The 25988-nt window shown below is 69.0% G+C and carries 20 protein-coding genes; 13 read left to right on the top strand and 7 right to left on the bottom strand.

Going from position 1 to position 25988, the window contains the following annotated elements:
- Positions 1–82 precede the first annotated feature (82 nt).
- The 3 genes from ACSQ9I_RS03620 (at position 83) to ACSQ9I_RS03610 (ending at position 3952) form a co-directional block, all read left to right on the top strand.
- Positions 83–1087, top strand: coding sequence for an ABC transporter substrate binding protein (locus ACSQ9I_RS03620; RefSeq protein ID WP_093105413.1), 1005 nt, complete (start codon positions 83–85; stop codon positions 1085–1087).
- Positions 1084–3069, top strand: coding sequence for an ATP-binding response regulator (locus ACSQ9I_RS03615; RefSeq protein ID WP_436312302.1), 1986 nt, complete (start codon positions 1084–1086; stop codon positions 3067–3069). Before ACSQ9I_RS03620 ends, ACSQ9I_RS03615 begins: the two co-directional genes overlap by 4 nt.
- A gap of 103 nt (positions 3070–3172) precedes the next feature.
- Positions 3173–3952: a hypothetical protein gene (locus ACSQ9I_RS03610; protein ID WP_436312301.1), complete on the top strand. Its 780-nt coding sequence runs from the start codon at positions 3173–3175 to the stop codon at positions 3950–3952.
- A 73-nt stretch (positions 3953–4025) separates the two neighbouring features.
- Here the strand turns inward: ACSQ9I_RS03610 and ACSQ9I_RS03605 are convergent, their stop codons facing one another.
- Positions 4026–4406: a tautomerase family protein gene (locus tag ACSQ9I_RS03605; RefSeq protein ID WP_436294488.1), complete on the bottom strand. Its 381-nt coding sequence runs from the start codon at positions 4404–4406 to the stop codon at positions 4026–4028.
- An 83-nt stretch (positions 4407–4489) separates the two neighbouring features.
- Here ACSQ9I_RS03605 and ACSQ9I_RS03600 point away from each other — a divergent pair, with 83 nt between their 5' ends.
- A complete protein-coding gene (locus ACSQ9I_RS03600) occupies positions 4490–5347 on the top strand; it encodes a LysR family transcriptional regulator (RefSeq protein ID WP_436302708.1) in 858 nt (285 codons plus the stop codon).
- Between the two features lie 114 nt (positions 5348–5461).
- Here the strand turns inward: ACSQ9I_RS03600 and ACSQ9I_RS03595 are convergent, their stop codons facing one another.
- From ACSQ9I_RS03595 to ACSQ9I_RS03580, 4 genes are all read right to left on the bottom strand, one after another.
- Positions 5462–9178, bottom strand: a complete 3717-nt coding sequence (locus tag ACSQ9I_RS03595; RefSeq protein ID WP_436312300.1) for a two-partner secretion domain-containing protein — start codon at positions 9176–9178, stop codon at positions 5462–5464.
- Between the two features lies 1 nt (position 9179).
- The gene (locus tag ACSQ9I_RS03590) at positions 9180–10850 is read right to left on the bottom strand and encodes a ShlB/FhaC/HecB family hemolysin secretion/activation protein (RefSeq protein WP_436312299.1); all 1671 of its coding nucleotides are present in this window, start codon (positions 10848–10850) and stop codon (positions 9180–9182) included.
- The gene (locus ACSQ9I_RS03585) at positions 10847–12958 is read right to left on the bottom strand and encodes a CHAT domain-containing protein (RefSeq protein ID WP_436302705.1); all 2112 of its coding nucleotides are present in this window, start codon (positions 12956–12958) and stop codon (positions 10847–10849) included. Before ACSQ9I_RS03585 ends, ACSQ9I_RS03590 begins: the two co-directional genes overlap by 4 nt.
- Positions 12959–13153: 195 nt before the next feature.
- Positions 13154–14050, bottom strand: a complete 897-nt coding sequence (locus tag ACSQ9I_RS03580; protein ID WP_093105392.1) for a LysR family transcriptional regulator — start codon at positions 14048–14050, stop codon at positions 13154–13156.
- A 96-nt stretch (positions 14051–14146) separates the two neighbouring features.
- Between ACSQ9I_RS03580 and ACSQ9I_RS03575 the strand changes: the two genes are divergently transcribed.
- Positions 14147–15607, top strand: a complete 1461-nt coding sequence (locus ACSQ9I_RS03575; protein ID WP_436312298.1) for an amino acid racemase — start codon at positions 14147–14149, stop codon at positions 15605–15607.
- 36 nt (positions 15608–15643) lie between these two features.
- Here ACSQ9I_RS03575 and ACSQ9I_RS03570 read toward each other — a convergent pair whose 3' ends face one another.
- Positions 15644–16585 (bottom strand): 2-hydroxyacid dehydrogenase, encoded by a 942-nt coding sequence (locus ACSQ9I_RS03570; RefSeq protein WP_436312297.1) that lies wholly within the window; start codon positions 16583–16585, stop codon positions 15644–15646.
- A 148-nt stretch (positions 16586–16733) separates the two neighbouring features.
- Between ACSQ9I_RS03570 and speB the strand changes: the two genes are divergently transcribed.
- Positions 16734–17711, top strand: coding sequence for an agmatinase (gene speB / locus ACSQ9I_RS03565; protein WP_093105386.1), 978 nt, complete (start codon positions 16734–16736; stop codon positions 17709–17711).
- An 18-nt stretch (positions 17712–17729) separates the two neighbouring features.
- Here speB and gcvA read toward each other — a convergent pair whose 3' ends face one another.
- Positions 17730–18671, bottom strand: a complete 942-nt coding sequence (gcvA, locus tag ACSQ9I_RS03560) for a transcriptional regulator GcvA (RefSeq protein WP_436312296.1) — start codon at positions 18669–18671, stop codon at positions 17730–17732.
- Positions 18672–18846: 175 nt separating this feature from the next.
- Here gcvA and argH point away from each other — a divergent pair, with 175 nt between their 5' ends.
- Genes argH through ACSQ9I_RS03525 form a run of 7 tightly spaced genes read left to right on the top strand, consistent with a single transcriptional unit; the run spans position 18847 to position 25985 of the window.
- Positions 18847–20286 (top strand): argininosuccinate lyase, encoded by a 1440-nt coding sequence (gene argH, locus ACSQ9I_RS03555; RefSeq protein WP_436312295.1) that lies wholly within the window; start codon positions 18847–18849, stop codon positions 20284–20286.
- Positions 20280–21155 (top strand): amino acid ABC transporter permease, encoded by an 876-nt coding sequence (locus tag ACSQ9I_RS03550; RefSeq protein ID WP_093105382.1) that lies wholly within the window; start codon positions 20280–20282, stop codon positions 21153–21155. Before argH ends, ACSQ9I_RS03550 begins: the two co-directional genes overlap by 7 nt.
- 2 nt (positions 21156–21157) lie before the next feature.
- Positions 21158–21931, top strand: coding sequence for an amino acid ABC transporter ATP-binding protein (locus tag ACSQ9I_RS03545; RefSeq protein ID WP_436312294.1), 774 nt, complete (start codon positions 21158–21160; stop codon positions 21929–21931).
- A 34-nt stretch (positions 21932–21965) separates the two neighbouring features.
- Positions 21966–22796: an ABC transporter substrate-binding protein gene (locus tag ACSQ9I_RS03540; protein ID WP_436312293.1), complete on the top strand. Its 831-nt coding sequence runs from the start codon at positions 21966–21968 to the stop codon at positions 22794–22796.
- Positions 22797–22801: 5 nt separating this feature from the next.
- A complete protein-coding gene (locus ACSQ9I_RS03535; protein WP_436312292.1) occupies positions 22802–23680 on the top strand; it encodes a polysaccharide deacetylase family protein in 879 nt (292 codons plus the stop codon).
- Positions 23677–24585, top strand: a complete 909-nt coding sequence (locus ACSQ9I_RS03530) for a polysaccharide deacetylase family protein (RefSeq protein ID WP_436312291.1) — start codon at positions 23677–23679, stop codon at positions 24583–24585. Before ACSQ9I_RS03535 ends, ACSQ9I_RS03530 begins: the two co-directional genes overlap by 4 nt.
- The gene (locus tag ACSQ9I_RS03525) at positions 24582–25985 is read left to right on the top strand and encodes an MmgE/PrpD family protein (protein ID WP_436312290.1); all 1404 of its coding nucleotides are present in this window, start codon (positions 24582–24584) and stop codon (positions 25983–25985) included. Before ACSQ9I_RS03530 ends, ACSQ9I_RS03525 begins: the two co-directional genes overlap by 4 nt.
- Positions 25986–25988: the final 3 nt, after the last annotated feature.

Below are 25988 nucleotides of genomic sequence, written 5' to 3'. Positions count from 1 at the left end.
GGCCGACATAAGCCCTCTGCCTTATCGCGCGAAGCAGGCCGCGTCCGTACATTGGGTCCATCACCCACTGCAGGTGCAGTTCATGTTTGCGAATCGATCTCCAGCGCTCTTTCAAGGGCTGCGCACCATCGCGGGCATGGCCATCGCCGTCCTGCTCGCCGGCGGCGCGAACGCGGCCGGGCTCACGGTGCTGGTGGCCGACGAGCTGGCGGCCCACACGGAGTTCGTTCGCCTGTTGCGCGAATCCCAGGAGGCCGGCAGCCGTTTCGATCTGGTCCGCCTGCCCGCCGGCGGCCCCGTCCCGGAGCTTGCGGGCGCCGGTGAAGACCGCGTGACGGCCGGCGTGCGCACCCGCGGCATGCGCCCGAGTGCTCCGGCGGAGGTTCCGGTCACGATGGCCGTCGGGCCGGTGGCGGCGCGCGCCGCCATCGAGCGGCCGGGCCAGGACCCGCTGGTGCTCGTGATGCTGAGCCGGCTCGACTACGAAAGCCTCAAGACAAGCCCCGCGCTGCGGCGCACCGACCGCCATGTCGGCGTGCTGCTGCGCGAGCCGGCAATGGCCGACCAGCTGACGCTCATCGACGCGGTGCTGCCGCAGAAGCGCCGGCTCGGCGTGGTGGCGACGGCCGAGTCGGAGCCGATCGTGCGCGAGCTGCAGCGCGCGGCCCAGGGCTGGGATCTGCAGGTCGAATACGCACCCGACGCGACCTCGCTGGCCTCGGTACTGCGCGTGCTGGTGCCGCGCAGCGATGCGCTCATGGTGCTGCCCGACCTGATCGGCGACAGCCAGGCCGCCACGCTCTCGGTGCTGCGCGCGGGCGCCGGCGCCGGCCTGCCGGTGTTCGGCACCAGCGACGGCCTGGTCCGCTCGGGCGGGCTTGCGGCCGCCGTCTCGACGCCGGGGCAGCTCGCGCTGCAGGCGCGCGCGCTCGGGCAGAAGGTGGCCGCCGCGCCGGCGGGCGCGGGCGTGCTGGTCGAGGCGGCGACGCCGGCCACGGTGCGCATCAACGCCACCGTCGCGCGCGGTCTGGGCCTGCGCATTCCGGAAGAGCGGGAACTGACCGAGCGGGTGACCGCCACCCGATGACCGCCCCGAGCCACGGTCTGGCCGTGCCCGCCTCCGCCGCACGACCGACGGACCCGCCCGCAACGGACGGCCGCACCGTCGTGGTCGGCGGCAGCCTCCAGCGCGACCTGTTCCGGCTCGGCGTGGTGCCCTGCGCGGCGGTGGCCATCGCGCTCACCGCCTGGTTCACCCACAGCCGCCTCGAGACGCTCGAAGCTGCCTTCAATGCCGAAGGCCAGGCCGTGGCGCGCCAGGTGGCCGCGATGTCCGACCTGAGCCTCTACGCCGGCGACCTGCCCGCGCTGCAGAACGTCGCCAACGCGGCGCTGCGCGGCGGCCAAGTGACGCGGGTGGAGATCAGCAACAGCGCCGGCGTCTACGTGACGGCCGGCCCCAAGACCGCGCCTCTGGCGCAGCTGCGCATGTTCACCGCGCCGGTCACGCTGCGCGAGGCCTCGCGCGCCAGCGCCTTCGCGCCCGAAGGCTCGACCGCCGCCGGCGAAACGCCCATCGGCCTGGTGCAGGCCTTCCGCGACACCACGGCCTATGCGCGCGAACGCACACGCTCGCTGATGGCGGGCATCGGCATCGCGATGATCGCGCTCCTGGCGGCGTGGGCCTGGGTGCGCCACACGGCGCGTGCGGTCGCACAGCCGCTGCGGCGCATCTCGCGCACCGTGGCGGCGCTGGAGGCGGGCCGGTTCGATGCGCGCTGCAACGTCGTCGCGCGCAACGCAGGCGAACAAAAGGGCGAAGCCGGCAAGCCGCGCGCGCGCCATGAGCTCGCCAACCTCGCGCACGACATCAACCGCCTGGCCGAGCGCCTGCAGCGCAACCGGCAGCAGAGCGAGGAGCAGGTGCGCGAAGCCACCGCCGTCGCGCTGCAGCGCATGGCCGAGGCCGAGCAGGCGGCCTTGTCGCGCGCCCGCTTCCTCGCCGCGGCCAGCCACGACCTGCGCCAGCCGCTGCATGCGATGGGCCTGTTCATCGACGGCCTGCTGCCCACGGCTACCGAAACGCAGCGGCCTGCCGTGCTGCGCCTGCAGGAGGGCGCCGAGTTCATGGGCGTGCTGCTCGACGATCTGCTCGAGATCTCGCGCCTCGATGCGCAGGTGCTGACGCCGGCGATCACCGACGTGTCGCTCGCCACGCTGTTCGACCAGCTCGACGCCCAGCATGCGGCGCGCGCCGCCGCCGCGCGCGTGCGGCTGGTGTGGATGGACCGCGGGCTCGCGGTGCGCACCGATTCGGCCCTCCTGCTGCGCATCGTCGGCAACCTGGTCAGCAATGCGATCCACCACACCTCGCCCGACGGCACGGTGCTGGTGCTGGCGCGACAGCGCGGCGGCAAGGTGCGCATCGAAGTGCGCGACAACGGCGTGGGCATCGCGCCGATCCACCAGGCGCGGATCTTCGAGGAGTTCTACCAGGTCGCGAACACCGAACGCGACCGCCGCCAGGGCTTCGGCCTCGGCCTCGCGATCTGCGCCCGCATCGCCGCGCTGCTCGGCACGCGCATCGCGCTGCGCTCGGCGCTGCAGGCCGGCAGCAGCTTCGCGCTGGAGCTGCCGCGCGCGAACCCGCGCGACGTGCTGCCGCTGGCTCCCGAGCCGCTGGCCGCGTCGCCGCTGGCCGGGCTGCGCTGCCTCGTGGTGGACGACGACCCGGCCATCCTCGATGCCAGCCGCGCGCTGCTCGGGCAATGGGGCTGCCTGGTGGAATGCGTGACCACCGGCAGCGAGGCGCTGGAGCGGCTTGCCGACGCCGGCACGCGCCTCGACGTGCTGCTGTGCGACCTGCAGCTGGCCGGCGACGAGGACGGCATGGAAGTGATCGACGCCGCGCGCCGGCTGCAGCCCGACGCGCTGGCGGTGCTGGTCTCGGGCGCCACCGGGCCCGAGGTGCTGCAGCGGCTGCGTCAGGGCGGCGTGATGCTGCTCACCAAGCCGGTGGCGCCGGCCAAGCTGCGGGCCTTGCTCTCCACGCGCCGCAGCAATTCATGAGCCGCCACGCTCCGTCACTGCGTGTACTCGCTGCCCCCCGATGGGGCCGCAGGCCGCCTTGGGCGGCCCGGCGCCGGCCTGAGCCTGAGTACACAATGCGCCGATGCTCGACATCACGGCCCTGAAAGACATCCGCCCCTTCATCGCGACGCCGAGCTACAACGGCGCGATGAGCTCGACCTACGTGCGCAGCCTGCTCGGCCTGGTGAACCTGGCCTGGAGCCACGGCTTCGCGATGCAGACCCGCTTTCTCGACGGCGACAGCCTGATCCCGCGCGCGCGCAACCGCCTCGTGGCCGAGTTCATGGCCGATGCACGATGGACGCACCTGTTCTGGATCGACGCCGACATCGGCTTCGAGCCCGAGGCCGCGCTGCGGCTGCTGCTCGCCGGCCGCGAGGTGGTGGCCGGCGTCTACCCGCTCAAGAGCGACGGCTGGCCCGCCGAGGGCCTGCGCGCGCCGCTGCCCGCGGGCAGCACGCGCGAGGAGTTCGAGGTCCGCCATGCACGCTTTCCGGCCAACGCGCTGGAGGGCGATCGCACGGTGGACGCGGACGGCTTCGTCGAAGTGCTCGACGCGCCCACGGGCTTCATGCTGATCGCGCGCACGGTGTTCGAGCGGCTGGCCGCGGCCTGCCCCGAACTGCGCTACACGCCCGATGCCGCCACCGGCGACCTCGCCTCGCGCGCCTGGCCGCACTACCGCTTCTTCGACGTGATGGCCGAGCCGGACAACGGCCGCTACTTGAGCGAGGACTATGCGTTCTGCCGCCGCTGGCAATCGGTGAGCGGCAAGGTCTTCATCGATGCGCGCTCCCGCCTCACGCATCAGGGCCTGCGCACCTACACCGGCGACTTCGGCCGGGCGCTGGCGGCGCGATGAGGCGCGCGTGAGGAGGTGTAGGCGGGCCGCTCCTGCTCCTGCGGAAACCGCGGCCGCGTTCAACAGAATCGCCTCAAGCGTATTGCGCGAGGCCGTGGCCGAGGGACCAATTCTCTTTCGCGACCTCAACAAGGCTCACGAACACGTCCTCCGGCCGGATGCCGGGGCTTTCGCCGAGCAGCTCCGCGATCCGCCCGAACAGCGCCTTCTTCTGTTCCACGGTGCGGGTGTTGTTCACGGTCATCTGGATCAGCACGAGATCGTCGCTCCGGGCGATGCCAAGATAAGACGCGCCGTAGCGGAAGTTCGCAGCGTCATGCTCCCTGATGGTCATGAACTGGTTGTCTAAGGGCACGTTGAACGTTTCGTGCATCGCGCGGTAAAGGCTGTCGAAGATCGCCTGCCGGTAGGCTTCCGGCTTTCCGGCGCGCAGCGAGATGTGAGTGAGCGGCATGCAAGTCCTTTCCATGTTGTCCTGGTTTTATGTTATCTATTTTGATATGCTATTTATATTTATATCAGCGATAACAAATAGAAATAATGGAACGCCCCCTCGACTTGGATGCCGTCGAGGCTTTCATCCGCATCGTCGAGCTTGGCAGCTTCACGCGCGCGGCTGAAGCCATGCAGACGACGCAGGCCGCGGTCAGCTTGAAGCTGAAGCGGCTCGAAGAGAGGCTCGGCTGCCGGCTCGTCGAGCGGACGCCCCGGTCGGTGCAGCTTTCGGCGCGGGGCGCAGCCTTCCTCGAACACGCCCGCGAACTCCTGGAGGTACACGACCGCGCGCTCGCCGAATTTGCCGGAGCCCGGCAGCGCCTCACCATCGGCATCAGCGACCATGTTGCGGGGCCGGAGCTCCCCGCGCTGATCGCGCGCATGAATGCGCAAGACCCGCAGCTGTTGATCGAAATCCGGATCGGATCGTCGGGCGACCTGCTTCAAAGCTTCGACCGGCGGGAACTCGACACCGTGATCGTCCGCCTGCATGTCGGGCGGAGCGACGGGGAAATTCTTACCGAAGAAAAATTCGGCTGGTTCGCAGCGCCAAGCTGGCAGCATCGCGCGGGCGAGCCCCTGCCGCTTGCCACGCTTGCCGAGCCCTGCGGCGTGCGTGTGATGGCCGGGCAGCTTCTCGATGCGGCAGCCGTGCCCTGGACAGAAATTTTCGTCGGCGGCGGCGTTGCGGCGGTCGCTGCGGCCGTCATGGCCGGGCTGGGCGTTGCTGCATTGGCTCCGCGCATGCTGCCATTTGGCGCAGTTGACGTGGGCGCCAAGCTCGGGCTTCCCGATTTACCGCGCTTGCCAGTTCTGCTTCACTCAAGGGTCAAGGACGGCCGGCCGCGCGATGCGCTTGCCGCGCTTTCGGCTGCCTTCAGGAGCGCGGTGCGAGGCTAACGAAAGCTCACGAACTGTGAGCAGGCCGGGTCAGCAACTTGTCCAAGGCTCACCCACTATGACTCCGGACAGGAGGCTTCGACAAGCTCAGCCCGAACGGATACGCAAGGTGCCTCAGAAGTCGGCGCAGCCGTTGCGGCGCTCCGTGTCGATGCAATTGGTGAGATTGGGCCGCGAGCGCACGCGCGACCATTCGCGCGCCAGCACGTCGCCGCCCTGCGCGGCGCGGTCGCCGCCCAGCGGCCCGGTCGCGAGGCAGATCGGCGCCGGCCCGATGTTGCGGTCGTAGAGCCAGGTGCTCTGGTTCTCGCGCACCACGTCGGGCTTGATCAGTTCCACGAGTCCACCCACCGTCAACACGCCCGGCACCACGCTGACCGCATAACCCTCGGCCGAGCTGAAGCTGCCGTTGATCGGGTAGCTGCCCGGCAGGCTGAATTGCGTGGCGGGGCTCGACACGGCGCCGGCAAAACCGGCGCCGGTGTCGCCGAGGATCAGGCCGGTGATGCTGTAGGTGAACAGCGGATTCGGCACGCCGCCGGGCCGCGCGGCGTTGTGGACGAGGACGACGGCGCTCGGCTGCTGCGCGTAGATGAAGTGGTTGGCACCGGCGGGAATCGTCACCGTGCAGAGGCCCTGGTAGGCGCAGTGGTAGAGATTGGGCAGCAGGCCCGAGCCTGCGAGCCCGCCGCGCGTCTCGCCGACCCAGGTGTCGGCCCACACGCGCCAGGGCGCGCCGGCGATGGTGAAGGCCCCGAGATTCTGGAAACGCGCTGCCGCCACCAGGTCGGTGCCGCTGCCGCTCGTGACGTTGGTGCCGAGCGAGAGGTCGCCGGCGAGCGTGCGCACGAACACGGTGTCGGCCGCCATCGAGGTGGTGGAGACCGGCTGCGGCAGGTTGCTCGCGGCATCGAAGCCGGTCACCGTCACCGGCCCGACGGTGACCGCGTCTGCATCCACGTAGGCGAAGCTTCCCGCCGCGCCGCCGCCGACCGTGCCCACGTTGTTCTGCGGATTGCGCAACTCCACACTGCCGCCGGTCGAGCGTGCGAGCAGGGTGCCGGCCGCGATCGCAGCAGCAGCCGCCTGCGTGATGTTGCCGGCGCTCAAGAGGCCGAGCTGCGGCGTCGACACCGCTGCGCCGAGGGTGATGTTGCCGCCCGCGCCGTTCTGCAGCGTGAGCGCCGAAGCCAGCGCGAGCGGGCCCACCACATCGATGTTGGCCGCATGCGCGTTGCTGCCGGCCACGATGGTCGGCGTGGTGAGGCGCGTGAACTCGGCGGCCGAGACCGCGAAGCCGGTGGCCGCCGTGCCGCCGAGCGTGATCGGCACGTCCGGGCGGTCCAGCGCGTTGCCCGCGAGGTCCACGCCGCCGGGCCGCAGGTCGAGTGCATTGCCCGCGCGCACCGTGCCGCCGATCGCGAGCGCATCGGTGCTGCCGTCGTTGACCGCGCGCAGCACCACGTTGCGGTTGCCGTCGATGCGGCCGGCCGGCGGTGCGGTCGCCGATGCCGCGGGCGCGATGTTCACGCCCGCGGCACCGCCGTCGGACTGGCCCGTGACGATGATGTCGCCGCTGCCGGTGGTCTGCAGCAGCGCGCCATCGCGCAGCAGCACGCCGTTGCCGGCCGTGCCGCCGGCCAGCCGGCGCCCAGTGACCGTGATGTTGCCGTCGACGGTGGTGATCGTTTCGCCGTTGATCACGACACCGTGGCCCGGCGGCTCGGAGCTGTTGCTCGAGAAGCTGCCGATGCCCGTCACCGAGACGTTGCCGCTGGTGGTGATGATGGTGGTGCTGGCGTCGAAGCTTTCGAGCTGGACGCCGCTGCCCTCGCTGCGGCTGCCGAACATCGTCACGTTGCCTGTGGCGGTGATGATGGTGCTGTTCTGCATGAACACCGCGCCGTCGACGAAGCCGCCGCCCGTGCCGGTGTCCATGCCGGTGAGCTGCACCGATCCGCCGATGCCCGCATTGCTGCCGCCGGTGTACACCCCGGCGGCAAGAGGATCCACCCGCTTGTTGCCGGTGCGGGTGTCGATCAGCGCTGTGGGTAGGCAGATGGTGCAGCCGGCATCCACGCTGGCGCCCGACATGGCGACATTGCCGCCGTTGCTGTAGATGGCGCCGCTGAGGGTGACCGTGCCGCCGCCGAAGGGCGCGGAGGTGCCGTTGGCGTCGGCGTTGAAGATCACGTTCAGCGGATCGCCGACGGAGGCGATGACCGATGCGCCGTTGACGAAGATGTTCCGATGGGCGTCGAGCTGGAAGGTCAGCGCCCCTTTGTTGCCGCTGTATTCGATCTGCACATCGTCCAATGTGATGTTGCCGTCCGTCGCCGCTCCGGCCGCAGGATTGCCGGTGGTGATGCGCACGCTGGTGCCGCCGTTGAGGGCGTTGTTGATGTCGCCGTCCTGGATGGTGGAGTCGGCGATCGGGGCGAAAGGATTGCTCGTGAGGCCGCCGTCGGCCGCACCGTTGACGATGGTGACGTTGAAGGGATCGATCAGCCAGGTCCCCGCCGTGCCGCGCGGTGCCGACGCGTCGGTGCGCAGGCCCGCGAGATCGATGCCGCCGTTGCTCTCGCCCGCCGGCATGGCGTAGCCGCCCGAGGTCTCGATGTAGCCGCCGTCGCCGCCGTTCGGCCCGCCGCGGGCCGTAAGCGTCCCGTGGGCGCGCAGCGTGCGCTCGCCCATCAGGCGGATGTCGCCGCCGTTGCCGGCCACGGTGGCATCGGCGCTGATGCGGCTGCCCGCGGCGACGGCGATCGCGCCGGTCTGCGGATCGCCGCCGACCGCCGCGGCCTGCAGCCGGATGCGGCCGCCGCCGGCGCCGCCGCTGGCGTCGATGACTCCGCCATCGTCCGGCGCACCGGGCTGCAGCAGGATCGTCCGCCCCTTGACGTCGACCGAGCCGCCCGTCAGACCTGCGCCGTTGCCGGCGGCGGACAGCAGACCGCCGCTGATGGTGACGCCCGCTGCCGAGCCGCCGCTGTCGAGCACGATCTCGCCGTTGCGCGATGCCAGCGAATCGGCGCGCAGCACGCCGCGCGTGTTGACCACGCCTTGCGCGAGTTCGCTGCCCGCGGTCGCCATCATCACGACGCGCCCGCCATCGGCCTGCACCACGCCGCTGTTGGCGACGCCGCTGTAGAGGCCGGAGGAGACCTTGAAAGTGGTGAGCCCGTCGCCCGCGAAATCGACCGTCACCGTGTCGCCCGACACCAGCCCGGCGGTGCCGCCCTGCGCGACGATGCTGCCGCTGTTGCTGACCTGCGCGCCGATGAGCGCGATGGTGCCGCCACCCTGCGCCGTGATGCCGCCGCGGTTCTCGACCGTGCCGAAGACAGTGCCGTCCTGCTTGAACTCGAAGCGCTCGGTGCCGCTCATGAAAGCGCTGTCGCTGGTGCTCATCTTGAGCGTCGACGCGACCAGCCCGCCGACATTCACGCTCGCGCCGTTGCCGAACAGCACGCCGTTGGGATTGACCAGGAACACGCGCCCATTGGCATTCAACGCGCCCGCGATAGTGGAAAGCTCGTTGCCCGTGACGCGGTTGAGCAGCACGCTGCTGGCGCCCGGTTGCGCGATGTTGACCGCATGGCCCGGGCCGATGGAGAAGCCCTGCCAGTCGACGATGGCGCGCTGCGTGCCCTGCACGATGCCCAGTTGCGTGCCGCCGGCCGTCGGCGTGCCGACCGCGACGGCGCCGCCGCGCACCTGGAAGTTGTTCCAGCTCGGCAGTTGCGCGAAGGCCGGTGCGGCGCCCATGCACGCCATGGCCAGCGCCACGGGACGCATGCTGAAGCGCGCGGAGTTGCGGGGGTGTTTCATGTCAGAAGGCCTTTTGCGCCTGCACGTAGAGGCGCGGATTGCGGCCGCCGCCGTCGGTCTGCGCCGGGCGGGTGCCGTCGCGCCAGGCGAGCGTCGCGTTGATGGCGAAGTTGCCGGGCCGCGCCCACGAAACGCCGATGCCGTAGCCGCGCAGGCTCAGGCGGTTCTCGCCGTCGAAGGGCGTCGGGTCGCGCGCCAGCTTGCCGCGCGCCGCGTCGTAGAACACGAAGGGCGTGAGCTCCTCGTTGTAGGACCAGCGCCATTCGACGATGCCGATCACGCCCTCGTCCGCCAGCACCTCGCCGGAGGGGTAGGCGCGCACCGCGCGCGCGCCGCCGAGCGCGAGCTTTTCCGAGGCATCGAGGTTCTTGCTGGCCCACTGGCCGCCGAGCGACAGGTAGAGCGAATGGCGCGGCACGATGGCCTGCAGCCGCGAGACCAGGAAGCTCAGCTTGGTGAAATCGCCTTGGGTGCGGTGGCCGCCGAGGCTCTGGTCGAACGCGAGGGTCTGCGGATCGCGGATGTCCAGCTTGCCGCGGTAGAGCGTGCCGGAACTGGCCCAGTAGCCGCCGCCCAGCACCTCGTCGCGCCGCTCCCAGGTCCAGCCGAGGCCGAAGCCCTGCACCCGCTTCTTCGTGGTGAAGCCCACCGCGCCGAACTCGTCCTCGAGGTCCTTGACGTCGGCGCCCAGGCGCAGAAACAGGTTCTGCTGGCGCTGGCGGATCAGCGGGTAGTTGAGCGAGAAGTCGAGCACGTTGGCCGTGCCCTGCGCATCGAGGTCGGCGAACTGGCCGCCGAGCTCGTAGTTGACGCGCGCCAGGCCCACGCCGGCGCGCCACCCGTTGCTGCCGATCGGCGCCTCGTAGGCCACGCGGCCGAACACCAGCCCGTTGTCGTTGGACACCATCGCGCGCATGTCGAGGTTGTCGCCGATGCCGAAGGGACTGAGCCAGCGCGCGCTGCCACCGACGCGGTAGCGGCCGGACTCCTTGGTGCCGTGGTTGTCGGCCTCGGCGGTGAAGACCCAGCGCCGCGCCGCCGTCACCTCGACCGAAAGATCGGTGGTGCCGGGCTGCGTGCCTTCCTGCAAGCCGGAGGCGACACGGATGCCGGGCTGGTCCGACAGCAGCAGCATCGCGCGTTCGTAGCTTTGCGCACTGACCGCGTCCCCCGGCTGCACCGGCGCGAGGAAGGCGCGCACGCGGGCCTCGGCGATCGGCGCATCGGGCGCCACGATCACGTCGATCTTGCCGAGCCGGCCTTCGATCACGCTGATCTCCACCACGCCGCCCTGCACGGTCTGCACCGGCACCACCGCCTGCGCGAGGAAATAGCCGCGCTCGCGGTACCTGGCGGTGATGGCCTGCGCCAGCGCCTCCAGATCGCCGAGCGTCACGTCGCGGCCGATGTAGGGCTGCGTGATGCTTTGCAGCTCTTCGTTGCTGAGCGCCTTGACGCCGTTGAGGCGCAGGTCGTTGAGGCGGAACGCGGCCGCCGGCACGGGCGGCGCGGGCAGGCTTTGCGGCGCGGGCGAGGCCTGCGCGACCTGGCGGTCGCAGCTGCCGCACGGATCCTGGGTGGGCAGCAGCGTCGTGGCCTCTTCGTCCGCGGCCTGCGCGACCTGCGCGGCCAGCGCCAGCGCGACAGCCACCACCGAGCCGACGCCCCTCATGCCGGGCTCCCCACCTTCAACCGCCAGTTGCCGATCAGGTTGAACGGGGCCCAGAAGAACGGATGCGACATGCGGGGTTCCTTCAATACGGCCAGCTGCCCGGCCTGCATGGCCTGCTGGATGTCCCTGCCCTTGGCCAGTTCGGCATAGAGCGTGCTCATGAGAATGGCGGTGGCGTCGTCCGACACCGGCCACAGCGAGGAGATCAGGCTCGACGTGCCTGCGGAGAGAAAGGAGCGCGTGAAGCCCAGCACCTCGTCGCCCTGCGCGATGCGGCCCAGCCCCGATTCGCAGGCCGACAGCGTGACCAGCGCGGTGCCCTGCATCGGCAGGCCGAGGATCTCGTGCGCTTCCAGGAAGTTCTGCTTGCCGCCTTCGTTGGCCAGGAGGATGCGCGAGTAGAGTGGATCGACCTGGTCGGCTTCGGCATGGGCCGCCACGTGCATCAGCGGTGCGCGCGAGGCCACGTCGCGAAACTGCGTCTTGGTGGCGGCGGCGCCCATGTAGACGTTGTTGCGCGGGAAGAGCTGCGCGAGTTGCTTGACCTCGACCTCGGCGCCGGGCAGGTCGTACTTGTCTTCGATGCGCGGATTGCCGAAGGCGATGAGCGCGGCGTCGACGCGCGGCGAGCGCTGCGCAAGCTGCACCGCGATGCTCATCGAGGGCGCGACCGAGACCGGATGCGTCTCGATCACGTAGCGCCCGTTCAGCCGCAGCGCCTGGAAAGGCAGGTAATGCAAGGGCCCGTGCGGCACGATGATGAGGCGCTCGCCCGGTTTCAACGCGAGCGGACCGAGCAGCGCGGCGCCCAGCTTGTCGGCATTGGCGATGGCGGCGCGCCGGCCGCGCACCACCGAGTTGCGGAAGGTCTCGACCAGTTCGGTCAGGTCGTCGCGCTTGATCGCGATGCTCTTCGCCTCGATGCCGGAGGGGCTGACCACCCAGGCCTGCAGGCGGTCGGGCAGCGCATGGAACTGCAGCACGCGTTCGTCGGGCGCCAGCGTGCGCTGCAGGGTCGCGAGGTCGACGGTCGCGGCCGCCTCGCTGCTCACGCGGGCCCGGCCGCGCACCGCGTCGAGCAGCGCACGCGAGCGGCTGCGCTCGCTGAGTTCGAAGGCCTGGCGCGCATCGCCCACCTCGCTGTAGAGGCCGACCCCGCGCTCGAACACGGCCTGCAGATCGGAGAACAAACCCATCTTGAATTCTTCGCTGCGGAACTTCGCGCGCACTGCATCGACGCCGCCGAGCGCGCGGCCCACCGCCTCGGCCGCGGCCTGCTTCTGCCCCAGCGCGAGTTCGCTGCGCGCCACGCCGTCCCAGGCCCAGAGCTGGTAGTAGCCGCTGTCGGTGCCGACCGAACGTGTGGTCAGCTGCAGGTACAGATCGCGCGCCTCGGCCGGCTTGTTCTCGGCCAGCAGCAGCCGCGCGCGCGTGCGCTCGAGCTGCGCGGCCAGCGGCGCCTCGCGCGGCGGCGGCAGCGTGCCGAGCAGCTGGCGCGCGCGTGCCGGCTCGCCCGACTCGATCAGCGCATTGACGAGCGAGGACTGCACCAGCGGCGCATAACGCTGCGAGCTGTTGGCGAGCGCGGTGTCGTAGCTCTGCACCGCGCCGGCATAGTCGCCGCGCCGGGTCTGCACGTCGCCGATGACCTTGTGCACCGGCCCGACGACCAGCTTGGGATCGCGCGCCGGATGCTTGAGCGCCTCGCGCGCGAACTCCTCGGCTTTCTCGAGCTGGCCCGAGTAGCTGTAGACGATGGCAAGATCGCGGTTCGCCATCGCGAGCAGGTTGGGGTCGCGCGTGGCGTTGGCCAGGTGCAGCGCCTTGCTCGCGGCGCGCACGCTCTGGCGGAACTCGCCCGCCTCGGCTAGCGCCACCGCCTGGCTGCAGTATTGATAGCCCGAGAGCTTGGGGCTGTCCTGCGCATAGAGCACCGCGCCGTCGTTGGTGAGCGCGAATAGCGTGTCGGTGTCGGCGAGCCGCGCCTGCTCCTGCTTGCTGGCCGCCGCCTCGGCATCGGGTGCCTGCGCCATGGCCCACTGGCAGCCCACGAGCGCCCCGAGTCCGAGAGCGCCTGCGATCCACTTGCGCGCAGAGTGCGCCCACACGAACCTCGAAGAACCTTGCATTCGACCCCCGCGCGCAGTCTGTAGGCCCGCTTGGCGCAAGCCGCGACGCAGCGGAAGTGCGCGCCTCTCAGACCTCGTCGCGGGAGTCTAGGAGTGGCCTCAGGGGTCGCCTATTCGCAATACGGTCTAGCGCGAAGGGCGTAGGCCTCGGGCCTTGCTCCTGGCGCAGCAGGCTCAACCGGACGGGGCGCTGACGATGACCGCCTTGAAGGCCTCGATGAAATCAGCGGCCTGCTTCGGCGATCGTTCTCCTTGCGGCAACAGCGCCTGAACGCTGACCGGTACTTCCGGCAGCAGCGTGCGCACCTGCAAGGCATCGCTGGTGGTGGCGGCTGCCGTGAACGAGTCGACGATGGCCGGCCCGAGCCCCTGTTCGGCAAACACCATGGCAATGTGATGCGTCTGCGCGGTCAGGCCGCCTTCGGGCTCCCCGCCATGGTGGGCACACTGCTCGGCCAGCATGGCGCCGATCGGATCGCGCTCGTCGATGCGGATGAAGCCGCTGCGCATGAGCTCGGTCAACTCCACCGTGGTACGCCGGTCGCTCGCGCGCCCGGACCGGAGGGACACGCAGACCAGACGGCCCGCGGCGATGGGGACCTGCTGGACGCCGGGATGCTGGATGGCGCCATAGACGATGCCCACATCGCCTTCGCGCAGCGCAATCGCCTGGGTCACCTCGTGCGAGTGCAGCATTCGTATCGCCACGGCCAGGTCGGGGTAGCGCTTGCGAAACAGCTTCAAGGCATCCGGCAGCGCGCGAACGGCCAGGGAGGGAACGATCAGCAGGCGCAACTCGGTGCGGCCGCCCCGGCGCAGGCTGGTGGAAAGCCGCCGCACGGATTCGAGCCGCGACACGAGCAACTGCACTTCCGGATAGAGCGCCTGGGCCTCGCTGGTGGGCACCAGCCTGTTGCGCTGGCGAGTGAACAGTGCATAGCCCAGCTGCAGCTCGGCGTGCTGCAGCGTCAAGGTGACGGCGGGCTGGGTGACGTGAAGCAGGCGAGCCGCGCCGCTCACCGTTCCGGTCAGCATGATCGCGTTGAAGACCTCGATGTGCTTGAGCCGCATGATCAATCTTGTGCAGTCAGGGTATTAGATCACTTAATGGTTTGCAGCCATCTTTCAATGCGACAAAGGGCGTCTCGCCAACCAGAATCTCCATCCATGACACCGAGGCTCCGATCACTTCTCGTCGTCGGTCGGCCCGAGCATCTCGGGGCGGCCGATATCGCCGCGAAGATGGAAGCGATCTGCGCTGCCCAGGCGCCCCGGAAGTACCGGGTCGTGCTCGATCCGGATTCGGCATTCGAGGATGCACCTGCGACCTGCGAAGCCGAGATCGAGCGCGGCAAGATCGCCCTCTTCGACTCGATCTGGCGGATGGACGATACCGATCTCGCGGGCGTGTTGCTGCCGACGATCGAATCCCATCGATTCGCGTCCGAGCTGGCACCGGTCTCCGAAACGCCGATCGTGAGCATGCTTGACGCCTTGGCGAAGCATGTGTCGAGCCGGTACCCGCGCGTGCGAAGAATCGGCGTGCTCGCATCGGCTTCGGTCAATTCGCTGGGCCTGTTCGAAAGCCGTTTCGACGGCGGAGCCCTGGAATTGATCTACCCGCGCGCCACGGCGTTGCGGGAGCTCACCGCGACGATCGAAACACTGAGTGCCTCATCCCTCGGGGAATATGCAGTGTCGGCGGCGGATCTTCAGGCTGTCGAGCGCGCGTACGACGACCTTGCGGATCAGGGCGCTGAACTGGTTCTGGTCGGAAGTACCGTGCTGTGCGTCGCAATGGACAGCTTGCACAGCAAGGCCGCGGCGGCCGGCCTTGCGGTCGTCGACTCGAACCAGGTCTACGCCGAGTTCGCAGCAGAAGCCAACCATGCCTCCGGAACGCGGCCGTTCAAGATCGGTGTGCTGGGCGGCGTCGGGCCGGCCGCCACGGTCAGCTTTCTTGACAACCTGGTTCGGGCCACACCCGCGGCACGGGATCAGGACCACCTCAAGTTCGTGGTGGAGCAGAACCCTCAGATTCCAGACCGCACCGAATACCTGATTCGGGATGGTCTCGATCCGACGCTGGCGTTGTATGCCACGTGCAAGAAGCTGCAGGATGCCGACGCCGACATCATCGCGATTCCCTGCAATACAGCCCATGCGTTCGTGAAATACATCCAGCCGATGCTGGACATCCCGATCGTCCACATGCTGCGGGAGACGGTCGAATTCATCACGAGGGAGTACGCGGGCATCAGGAACATCGGCCTGCTCGCGACCACCGGGACCGTTGCGAGCCGCGTCTATCACGACGAGATCGAACGCGCGATGCGGCAAGTGACAACGCCTGAGCCTGTCGTCCAGCAGCAGATCATGGAGGTCATCTACGGACCCGGAGGCGTCAAGGCAGGCTTCCTGGACGATCACTGCCGGGCCGCGGTAGAGGACGCGATCGGGCAGCTGGTGCGTAGCGGTGCAGAGGTGGTGATTCTGGGATGCACCGAGCTTCCGCTGCTGATTCAGCAGAACCTCGACTACGAGGTCCAGGGCAAGCGGGTCCCCGTCATTGACCCGGCCCAAGTGCTGGCCCGGCGATGCATCGAATTCAGTCAATCCGCACGTTAAAACTCTCATGCGCCCGCGCGCGCGGGTCGACCTGTTCTAGTAGCCTCGCGCCCAGTCGACCTGATTCAGCAAGCCTTGGCCTCGCATCGCACGGCGTATGTTCTCCGCAATCTGCGGCGCGGCCGATTCCGGCGAGGTGATGCCGGCGATGTGCGGCGTGATCAGGATGCCGGGGTGGGCCCAGAACGGATGCCCCTCGGGCAAGGGTTCGACCTGGACGACATCGAGCGTGGCCGCGGCGATGCGGCCCTCGTCGAGGGCGCTCAGAAGATCCTGTTCGACAAGGTGCCCGCCTCGCCCCATGTTGATGAGGAAGGCGCCCTGCCTGAAGCTCGCGAACAAGCGCCCCGAGAGGATGCCCTCGGTGGCATCGGTCAGCGGCAGGACATTGATGACGATGTCCACGCCGGCTGCCATCGCGTGCAGGCCGGCGTCGCCGGCGTGGGTCCGGATGCCCGGCAGATCTCTCGCCCTGCGGCTCCAGCCCTGAACGCCGAAACCATCGGCGGCCAGCGCGCTGGCGACGGCGCTGCCGAGTTCGCCCAGGCCCAGGACGCCCACGGTGGTCTCGGCATTCGACTTCGGCAGCTCGAAGCGCCATGCGCTTTCCCGCGAATTGCGCTCGAACACGTGGAACCTGCGGTGATAGCGGTACACGGCGGCCTTCGCATACGCGATCATGTGCTGCGTGAGCGTCGAATCGATCGACCGCGACAAGGGCACGCCCGCAGGCAGCATCGCGGGGGAGAACTGGTTGATGCCGGCCGACAGCGAAACCACGGCACGCAGGTTCCTGAACGCCAGCAGGCCCTCCTTCGGCGGCTTGTAGACCAATGCGACATCGATCGCGGCCGGATCCGCGCAATGCGGCCCGACCGTGAAGCTGAAGTCGCCGAGGTGCCGCGCCAAGGCTTCGCGCCAGGCTTGCGGTGAATCGAGGTTGCTGCTGAAGAAGATATGGGGTGCGGTGGCGGTCATCCGGTAGGGAGCGTCGGGCGAATCCACCAATGCTAGGCAGCAGGGAACCAAGCCGGCGCAATAAATCTAAGCCGAGATGCTGAGATTTTTGAAGTCCGCTGCGCGCGCGTCTTCCTATGATCGTTCGATCCCATCGCCCGGTTCGCTCATGCCATCCTCGCACCTCCATCCTGAACGCACAGGCTTCAACCAGCCGCTCAGCGGCGACGCCGTGCCGCGTTTCGCGGGCATCGCGACGATGATGCGACTGCCCTTCCAGGAAACGACCGAAGGCCTCGACGCCTGCTTCGTCGGCGTGCCCTTCGACCTCGGCACCTCCAACCGTTCGGGCGCCCGCTTCGGCCCGCGCCAGGTACGCAGCGAGTCCGTATTGCTGCGGCCCTACAACATGGCAACGCGCGCCGCGCCCTTCGACTCGCTGCAGGTCGCCGACATCGGCGACGTGGCCACCAACGCCTACAACATCTTCGACTCGATCGACCGCATCGCCACGGCCTACGACGCCATCATCGCCAACGGCTGCCGCCCCATCAGCATCGGCGGCGACCACACCATCGCGCTGCCGATCCTGCGTGCGATGCACAAGCGCCACGGCCCGATCGGCGTGGTCCACGTCGACGCGCATGCCGACGTGAACGACACCATGGGCGGGGAGAAGATCGCCCACGGCACGCCCTTCCGCCGCGCGGTGGAAGAGGGCCTGCTCGACTGCCGGCGCGTGGTGCAGATCGGCCTGCGCGGCACCGGCTACCACGCCGACGATTTCGACTGGTGCCGCGAGCAGGGCTTTCGCGTGGTGCAGGCCGAGGAGTGCTGGCACAAGAGCCTGGTCCCGCTGATGAAGGAAGTGGTGGAGCGTGTGGGCAAGGGGCCGGTCTACCTCAGCTTCGACATCGACGGCCTCGACCCCGCCTTCGCGCCGGGCACGGGGACGCCGGAGATCGGCGGACTGACGGTGCACCAGGGCCTGGAGATCATCCGCGGCCTGCGTGGCCTCGACCTGGTGGGCGCCGACCTGGTCGAGATCTCGCCGCCCTACGATCCGCACGGAACGACGGCGCTGGTCGGCGCCAACCTCGCGTTCGAGATGCTGTGCGTGCTGCCCGGCGTGGTGTACCGCGACTGAAGCCGAGGCGTGGCGCGCCTATTCGCCGGTTCGCACCTTGCCGAGGATCCAATCGGTGAAGCCCGCGACCAGCGGGTTCTCGCACACTTCGTGGCGGCACACGAGGTAGTACGCGTGCTTGGCCGGAATGCGGTTCTCGAACAGCCGCACGAGCCGGCCTTCGGCCAGGTCGTCGCCCACCAGAAGACTGTCGCCCAGGGCCGCGCCCTGGCCATGAAGTGCCGCCTCGATCGCGATGTGCGCGTTGCCCATCTCGGTCATGCGAAAGCCGCTGGCCGGCATGCCGGCCGCGAGCAGCCAGCGCGTCCACTCGGTGCCGCCGTCCTCGCACAACAGCATGTGATGCTTCAGGTCGTCGAGCGCCCGCACTCCCATCGGCCCGTTGATCATCGCGGGGCTGCAGACGGGGAACAACTCGACATGGCTCAGCAGCCGCACCTGCCGCTCGGGCCAGATGCCCGTGCCGTAGCGGATGCACAGGTCGACCGAGGGCAGGTAGACCTCCTTGTCCTCGTTGGAGGCGATCAGCTTGAGCCGCACATCCGGATGCGCCACCATGAATTCGCCGATGTGACGCGTCAGCAGGCGCGAGGCGAGCCCGACCGGCACCGACACTACCAGGTCGCCCATCATCACGCTGTCGCCCAGCCTGGCGGCCGCGGAAGCAATCATCTGGAAGGCCGCACGGATCGAGGGCAGCAAGGCCTCGCCGTGGGGAGTGAGTTTCAGGCGCGTCTTGTTGCGCGTGAACAGCTGCACGCCGAGTGCGTCTTCCAAAGTGCGCAGCTGATGGCTGACAGCGCTCGGCGTCACGCTCAATTCGTCGGCAGCCTTGACCACGGTCAGGTGGCGGGCAGTGGCATCGAAGGCTCGCAAGGCATTGAGCGGAGGCAGCCGGCTGCGCACCGCCAGGCGCTTCGCGATGTCGTGCACGGAGTGTTCTTCTGTGGGTTTGTCCATGGGGGGATGGGATGCCAGCAAGGTTCAGGCCACAACCCTCGTTTCCCCGCAGTTTCGGCAGGGCCGTGTCCTCCGGATGCTGAGATTTTTTGCAGGCAACCCGGTTCTTAATCTCGTTTTCCAGCGCTGGTCATTCTTACTACGATGCAGCCCATTGTCACTTTGTGGTAACGATATGGAAGCGCAAGAAGCGAGTGCAACGCAGCGTCTTTGGGGAGCCCGTTTCAGGTCGGAACCGTCGGCGGCACTGAAGGCGCTGTCGCGATCGGAGCCGAGTTTCTTCAGGCTCGTGCCCTACGACCTGGCCGGCTCCCGCGCCCATGCTCGCGAGCTGCAGCGCGCGGGCGTGCTGAAGGCCGACGAACTGGCCCAGCTCCTCGCGGCCATCGATGCCGTCGAGCGCGAGTACGCCGCCGGCGACCTGCATCCCTCCGAAGCCGACGAAGACGTGCACACCTTCCTCGAGCGCGTGCTGACCCTGCGGCTCGGCGCCATCGGCGGCAAGCTGCGCGCCGGCCGCTCGCGCAACGACCAGGCCGCCAACGACCTGAAGCTGTACCTGCGCGACCGGGCGCGCACCCTCGCCAGCGCCGTGCTCGAGCTGCAGCACGCGCTCGTGGCGCAGGCCGAGCTGCACATCGGCACGCTGTCGACCGGCTTCACCCATCTGCAGCCCGCGCAGCCCATCGTGTTCGCGCATCACCTGATGGCGCATGCCCAGGCCGTCGGCCGCAACATCGACCGGCTGATCGACTGGGACCGCCGCAGCGCACGTTCGCCGCTCGGTGCCGCCGCGCTGGCCGGTTCGGCGATCTGCCGCTCGCCGGAGCTGTCGGCGATGGAGCTCGGCTACGACGCACCGTGCGAGAACTCGATCGACGCGGTCGCGGCGCGCGACCACGTGTGCGAGTTCCTGTTCGTCGCCAGCATGCTCACGGTCGAGCTGTCGCGCCTGTCCGAAGAGGTGGTCCTGTGGTCATCGCGGCAGTTCCGGTGGGTGGAGCTGGACGACGGCTACTGCACCGGCAGTTCGATCATGCCGCAGAAGAAGAACCCCGACATCGCCGAACTGAGCCGCGGCAAGGCCGGCCGCCTGATCGGCAACCTGACAGGAATGCTCTCTGCCCTGAAGTCGCTGCCGCTGGCCTACAACCGCGACCTGGCCGAAGACAAGAGCGCGGCCTTCGACAGCATCGACACCCTGTCGCTGGTGCTGCCGGCCATGGCCGGAATGATCCGGACGATGCGCGTCGATGTCGAGCAGCTGAAGCGCCAGGCGCCGCTGGGCTTCACGCTCGCCACCGAGGTGGCGGATTGGCTGGCGGTGAACGGCGTGCCTTTCAGCGAAGCGCACGAGATCACCGGCGCGCTGGTCAAGGCCTGCGAAGCGAAGCAGATCGAACTGAGCGATGTCTCCGCCCTGCTGCTGGCCGAGGTCGACCCGCGGCTCAAGCCCGCAGTGCTCGAGCACCTGACGCTCGAAGCCGCCGTGTCGGCGCGCCACGGCCAGGGCGGCACCGCGCCGGAGCGCGTGCGCGAGCAGATCGCACGCCTGAAGACCCGGCTCGCGGAACAGGGTGCGTGGATCGCCGACTACACGGGGCCGCGATGCTGACGGCCGCAGCCACCGCACCGCCGGATGCGTCCACGCCGGCCGGCATTTCCCATCTGAAACATGTGCCGCGCCGCTACTGGGGGCGCTACATCGCCACCACGCTCATCGTGGTGGCGCTGCTGTTCGTGCTCAACGCCTTTGCGCGCGGCAAGATCGAATGGCAGTACGTCGGCAAGTTCCTCACGGCGCAATCGATACTCACCGGCCTGGTCAACACCATCGTGATGAGCGTGCTGGCGATGGGGCTGGGCATCGTGCTGGGCGTGATCACCGCGGTGATGCGCGTGTCGGCCAATCCGGTGCTGAGCTGGGTGGCACGCGGCTACACATGGCTGTTTCGCGGCACGCCCGTGATCCTGCAGCTGCTCCTGTGGTTCAACCTGGCGCTGGTGTTCCCGACCATCGGGATCCCGGGCCTGTGGGAGATGCGCACGGTCGACCTGATGACGCCTTTCCTCGCCGCGCTGCTGGGTCTCGGCATCAACCAGGGCGCCTACACCTCCGAGGTGGTGCGCGCGGGCCTGCTGTCGGTCGACGTCGGCCAGTACGAGGCCGCCAAGTCGATCGGCATGCCGCGTCTGCTCGCGCTGCGCCGCGTGATCCTGCCCCAGGCGATGCGCGTGATCATCCCGCCGATCGGCAACGAGTTCGTCGGCATGATCAAGCTGACCTCGCTGGCCAGCGTGATCCAGTACGCCGAGATGCTGCACAACGCGCAGAACATCTACTACGCCAACGCCCGCGTGATCGAGCTGCTGATCGTGGCCGGCATCTGGTACATCGTGGTGGTCACGGTGCTCTCGCTGCTGCAGTCGCGCGTCGAGTCCTACTACGCACGCGGCGCAGGGCGCGCTGCGGCAAGGCAGTGAGCATGCGCCATCCCGATCCCATCGTGCGCGCGGTCGACGTGCGCAAGAGCTTCGGCGACTTCCAGGCGCTGCAGGGCATCACGCTCGACATCGCCGCCGGCGAGGTGCTCTGCGTCATCGGCCCGTCCGGCTCCGGGAAGAGCACCTTCCTGCGCTGCATCAACCAGCTCGAAACCGTGACCGACGGCGCGCTCTGGGTGAACGGCGAACTGGTCGGCTTTCGCCAGGTGGGCAACAAGCTCTACGCGCTGTCCGAAACCGAGATCGCCCGCCAGCGCCTGAAGACCGGCATGGTGTTCCAGCGCTTCAACCTGTTCCCGCACATGACGGCGCTGGAGAACGTGATCGAGGGCCCGCTGCGCGTGCAGCGCCGCCCGCGCGAGGAGGTGCTCGCCGAAGCGCGCGCGCTGCTCGATCGCGTCGGCCTCGCCCACAAGAGCGAGGCCTTCCCGATCGATCTCTCGGGCGGCCAGCAACAGCGCGTGGCGATCGCCCGCTCGCTGGCGATGCGGCCGCAGCTGATGCTGTTCGACGAGCCCACCTCGGCGCTCGACCCCGAGCTGGTCGGCGAGGTGCTGTCGGTCATGCGCGACCTGGCGACCAGCGGCATGACCATGGTCGTCGTCACCCACGAACTGGGCTTTGCCCGCGACGTGGCGACGCGCGTGATGTTCATGGACCAGGGGCAGATCGTCGAGACCGGCACGCCCGCACAGGTCCTGTCCGCCCCGCAGCATCCGCGCACCCGCGAGTTCATTTCCGCCGTTCGCGGCTGACTTTTTTTCTTTGACCAACCTCCGGAGCTCTCGCATGACTTGCCGCCCACTCACACGTCTCAGCCTCCTCGCCGCAGCCTTCGCGCTGGTCCTGCCGCTGGCGCAGGCACAAACCGCGCGCGCCAAGGGCGCGCCGATCTCCGCCGCGGTGGTCTCCAACTACCCGCCGCTCGAGTTCAAGGACCCGGCCAGCGGCAAGCTGAGCGGCTTCGACATCGACCTGGGCGAGGCACTCGCGGCCAAGCTCGGCACCGCGATCAAATGGGAAGAAACCAGCTTCGACCAGATGATGAGCTCGCTCGCCACCGGCCGCGTCGACATCATTCTTTCCGGCATGACCGACTTGCCGGAGCGTCGCGACGCGGTCAAGTTCATCGACTACCTGAAGACCGGCCCGCAGTTCTACGTGACGAATGCGCGGGCGGCCGAGTTCTCCAGCATGACCGCGCTGTGCGGCAAGAAAGTGGGCGCGAGCCGCCGCACCTCGTTCCCGGTCGAGATCGGCAAGTGGAGCGACGCCCAGTGCGTGAAGGCCGGCAAGCCGGCGATCATCGTGACGGGCACCGACGGCTCGGCCGACGCGCGCACCCAGCTGCGCCAGGGCCGCCTCGACGCGGCGGTGCAAGGCGGCGAAACGCTGCCTTACATCATGGGACAGGAGCCGAACACGTACGCGACGGTCGGCAAGCCCTTCGCCTTCCAGTACGTCGGCCTGGCGATCGGCCGCAAGAACGAGGCGCTCGTGGCCGAGCTGAGCGAGGCCATGACCAAGCTCATCGCCGACGGCAGCTACGCGAAGATCGCCGCCAAGTGGGGCCTCGCCGACTACGCAGTGCCCAAGCTGATCATCGACAGCGCCAACTGAAGCGCATGCCCGTGCAAGCGATCGGCGACGCCGCACCGTCCCGCCTCTGGCCCGAAGGCGTGCAATCGAGCGTTGCGCTCGCCTTCGATGTCGACGGCCCCACCGGCAACGCGATGCTCGACGGCTCGATCTGGCGCAATCCTTCCTTCTTCACGCTCGGCGCCTACGGCCCGTGGCGCGCCGTCGGTTATCTGCTGGACATGCTCGACGAGTACCGCATGCCGGCGACCTTCTTCGTGCCGACCTGGGTGCTCGAGAACTGGCCGGCGCAGATCCGCGCCATCGTCGAACGCGGCCACGAGATCGGCTACCACGGCCACCGGCATGAGGCCTTCTGGCAGCTGACGCGCGAGCGCCAGCAGGAAGTGATGGCGCTGTCGCTCGCGCTGTTCCGCAAGCACCTGGACCTCACGCCCGCCGGCTTTCGCACACCCTCGGGCGACTGGGGCGCGGACACGATCGAGATCCTGCTCGACGCCGGCGTGCGCTATTCGAGTTCCATGCGCGGCGATGACCGGCCCTACTTCATCGAGCATGCGGCCAGCGGCCGCAGCCTGGTGGAGATCCCGGGCCGCTGGGAGCTGGACGACTACGCATCGCTGGCCTACCAGCGCAACCCCGACTATCCCGCCGGCCTCGACCGCATCGCGAGCTACGACGCCACCTTCGACAACTGGCGCCGCGAGTTCGACGGCTCGCACCGCGACGGCCTGTGCATGACGACGCTGTTCCATCCGAAGGTCTCGGGCAAGCCCGGACGCATCCTGCTGCTGGAACGCCTGTGCCAGCACATGCGCAGCCGCGAAGGCGTGTGGTTCGCCCGTTGCGGCGAGGTCGCGCAGTGGTGGCGCGAGCAGCATGCTGGCGCGAGGGTCCTCGCATGAAGCCGCCGGCACGCAGCCACTGGCCCGAGGGCAAGCGGATGGCCTTCGTCGTCACGGTCGACTTCTTCGACGCTGCCGGCATCCTTGCGCAGGAGCCGCGGATGGCGGGGCGCGAGAAGAGCCTGTCGGTGTGGCAGTACGGCGCCAGGCGCGGCGTGGACCGGCTGCTCGGCGTGCTGGACGAGTTCAAGCTCGGCGCGAGCTGGTTCGTGCCCGGCAGCGTCGCGCTCGAACATCGCGCGACGGTGCGACGCATTCACGAAGCCGGTCACGAGATCGGCAACGCATCCTTCGGCTGCGAGAACTTCGACGCGCTGAGCCTGGCGCAGCAACGCGACAACCTGCTGTCCGCGCAGGCCGTGCTGGCCGAGGTCACCGGCGAGGCGCCGGTGGGCTTTCGCTCGCCCTTCGGCAACTGGGCGCCAGGCTTCACGCAGCAGCTGCGCGCGGCGGGCATCCGGTGGTCTTCGTCCTGGCGCGGCGACGACCTGCCCTATCTGCATCCGCCCTCGGGCGATGCCGCGCAGGCGCTGGTTGAGATTCCGCTCCACTACGAACTGGAAGACGAGCCCTACTTCGCCTTCAACCTCTATCCGCCGGTGCCGGTGGGCCAGCCGCGCATCGCGTCGTACCGCGAGGTGCTGGGCAACTGGCAGCAGGACTTCGCGGGCTTCCGCCGCTTCGGCCTGTGCCTTCCCTTGCGCCTGCATCCCGAGATCATCGGTACGGCGGGCCGCATCGACCTGCTGCGCGAATTCCTCGCCGGCGTGCTGGCGCACGACGACGTGTGGGTCGCGACGGGACGGGATGTCGCCGCGTGGTGGAGCGGCCGTCACACCGGGAACGAGGCCGGCCATCCGGTCGACGTCTTCTCACCGCTTCACGAAGCTTCCGTCGCACCATGAGCGACAGCATTTCCCTGCAGCTGGCGCACTTCTGCGCCGGCACGCGCTACGACGACCTGCCTGCCGAGGTGGTGGCGCGCGCCAAACGCCACATCCTCGATACCTTCGGCGCGACGCTGGCCGGCGCTGCCGCGTTCGAGCCGCGCCAGGTGCTGCAGATGCTCGGCGCCGAACCCAGTGCCGGAACATCGCCGGTGTGGGGCACGACGCGTTCGCTGGGTGCACGCGACGCGGCCTTCGCCAATGGCGTGGCGGCGCATGCGCTGGAGCTCGACGACACCGGCGGTTGCGACCATTCGGGCGCCGTCGTGCTGCCCGCGGCCATCGCGGCCTTGACCGTGCCGGCCGGGCGCGCGCGGCCCCGGCCTGTCTCCGGCCGCGATCTCATCACCGCCGTCGTGCTGGGATACGACATAGGACGGCGCGTGCTCGAAGCCTGCGGCGGCTATTCGGCGCACAACGGCAAGGGCTGGCATTCGACCGCCACCTGCGGCACCTTCGGCGCTGCTGCAGCAGCAAGTCATCTGCTGGGACTCGACGCGGCAGACACCGCGGCCGCATTCGGCCATGCCGCCAGCTTCAGCAGCGGGCTGTGGGCTTTCATTCACGACGCATCGCAAACCAAGCGCCTTCATGCCGGGCGGGCGGCGGAAGGCGGGCTCACGGCAGCCTTGCTCGCGGCACAGGGCGTCAGCGGTCCGACGCAGGTGTTCGACGATGTGTGGGGCGGCTTCTTCAACGCCTTCGCGTCCGCGTCGAAGCAACCCGAGGCCTTGCTGGCCGAGGCGGGCAGCGTCTGGAAGCTGATGCGCTGCTCGATCAAACCGCATGCTTCGTGCCGCAGCAATCATTCGACCATCGACGCCGTGCTGCATCTGATGGCGGCGAATCCGGGGCTGGCGCAGCAGGTGGGCCGCATCGACGTGCGCCTCAGCGCGTTCGTGCACGACATGTGCGGCGGGCGCGACCTGGCCTCGCTCTCCAGTGCGCAGATGAGCATGCCGTACGCGATCGCCATCGCCTGGGTGTTCGGCGACGCCGGCCTCGCGCGCTATCTCGCGCCGGCACGCAAGGATGCGCGCCTGAGTGCCGCGATGTCACTGGTCCGCCTGCACGTCGACCCGGAGATGGCCGCGCTGGACGAGCCGGTGGTCAGCGTCACGCCCCAGCGTGGCGCGAGCGTTTCGCATCACGTGCCGATTGCGCTCGGCGCACCCGCCAACCCATTGAGCGATGCCGCGCTGCGCGCGAAGTTCAGTGAACTGGCCGCCATTGCGCTGCCGGCCGAGCAAGCCGATGCGCTGGCCGATCGCGTCCTTCACCTCGACGAGCTCGACGATGCCCGCGCGCTGCTGCCTCTCCTGGCCGGCCAGTCCGAACGACACGAGTTGATTCGCTGAGAG

Source organism: Variovorax sp. LjRoot84, assembly GCF_964254305.1.
GTDB lineage: Bacteria > Pseudomonadota > Gammaproteobacteria > Burkholderiales > Burkholderiaceae_C > Variovorax.
The sequence above is the reverse complement of the archived record's forward strand: the minus strand, read 5'-3'. Positions and strand labels throughout refer to the sequence as shown.

Excerpts from the sequence above, each read along its gene's own strand:
- ACSQ9I_RS03620 (WP_093105413.1), top strand. The coding sequence starts at position 83 with ATGTTTGCGAATCGATCTCCAGCGCTCTTTCAAGGGCTGCGCACCATC.
- ACSQ9I_RS03615 (WP_436312302.1), top strand. The coding sequence starts at position 1,084 with ATGACCGCCCCGAGCCACGGTCTGGCCGTGCCCGCCTCCGCCGCACGA.
- ACSQ9I_RS03610 (WP_436312301.1), top strand. The coding sequence starts at position 3,173 with ATGCTCGACATCACGGCCCTGAAAGACATCCGCCCCTTCATCGCGACG.
- ACSQ9I_RS03605 (WP_436294488.1), bottom strand. The coding sequence starts at position 4,406 with ATGCCGCTCACTCACATCTCGCTGCGCGCCGGAAAGCCGGAAGCCTAC.
- ACSQ9I_RS03595 (WP_436312300.1), bottom strand. The coding sequence starts at position 9,178 with ATGAAACACCCCCGCAACTCCGCGCGCTTCAGCATGCGTCCCGTGGCG.
- ACSQ9I_RS03590 (WP_436312299.1), bottom strand. The coding sequence starts at position 10,850 with ATGAGGGGCGTCGGCTCGGTGGTGGCTGTCGCGCTGGCGCTGGCCGCG.
- ACSQ9I_RS03580 (WP_093105392.1), bottom strand. The coding sequence starts at position 14,050 with ATGCGGCTCAAGCACATCGAGGTCTTCAACGCGATCATGCTGACCGGA.
- ACSQ9I_RS03575 (WP_436312298.1), top strand. The coding sequence starts at position 14,147 with ATGACACCGAGGCTCCGATCACTTCTCGTCGTCGGTCGGCCCGAGCAT.
- ACSQ9I_RS03570 (WP_436312297.1), bottom strand. The coding sequence starts at position 16,585 with ATGACCGCCACCGCACCCCATATCTTCTTCAGCAGCAACCTCGATTCA.
- speB (WP_093105386.1), top strand. The coding sequence starts at position 16,734 with ATGCCATCCTCGCACCTCCATCCTGAACGCACAGGCTTCAACCAGCCG.
- gcvA (WP_436312296.1), bottom strand. The coding sequence starts at position 18,671 with ATGGACAAACCCACAGAAGAACACTCCGTGCACGACATCGCGAAGCGC.
- argH (WP_436312295.1), top strand. The coding sequence starts at position 18,847 with ATGGAAGCGCAAGAAGCGAGTGCAACGCAGCGTCTTTGGGGAGCCCGT.
- ACSQ9I_RS03550 (WP_093105382.1), top strand. The coding sequence starts at position 20,280 with ATGCTGACGGCCGCAGCCACCGCACCGCCGGATGCGTCCACGCCGGCC.
- ACSQ9I_RS03545 (WP_436312294.1), top strand. The coding sequence starts at position 21,158 with ATGCGCCATCCCGATCCCATCGTGCGCGCGGTCGACGTGCGCAAGAGC.
- ACSQ9I_RS03540 (WP_436312293.1), top strand. The coding sequence starts at position 21,966 with ATGACTTGCCGCCCACTCACACGTCTCAGCCTCCTCGCCGCAGCCTTC.
- ACSQ9I_RS03535 (WP_436312292.1), top strand. The coding sequence starts at position 22,802 with ATGCCCGTGCAAGCGATCGGCGACGCCGCACCGTCCCGCCTCTGGCCC.
- ACSQ9I_RS03530 (WP_436312291.1), top strand. The coding sequence starts at position 23,677 with ATGAAGCCGCCGGCACGCAGCCACTGGCCCGAGGGCAAGCGGATGGCC.
- ACSQ9I_RS03525 (WP_436312290.1), top strand. The coding sequence starts at position 24,582 with ATGAGCGACAGCATTTCCCTGCAGCTGGCGCACTTCTGCGCCGGCACG.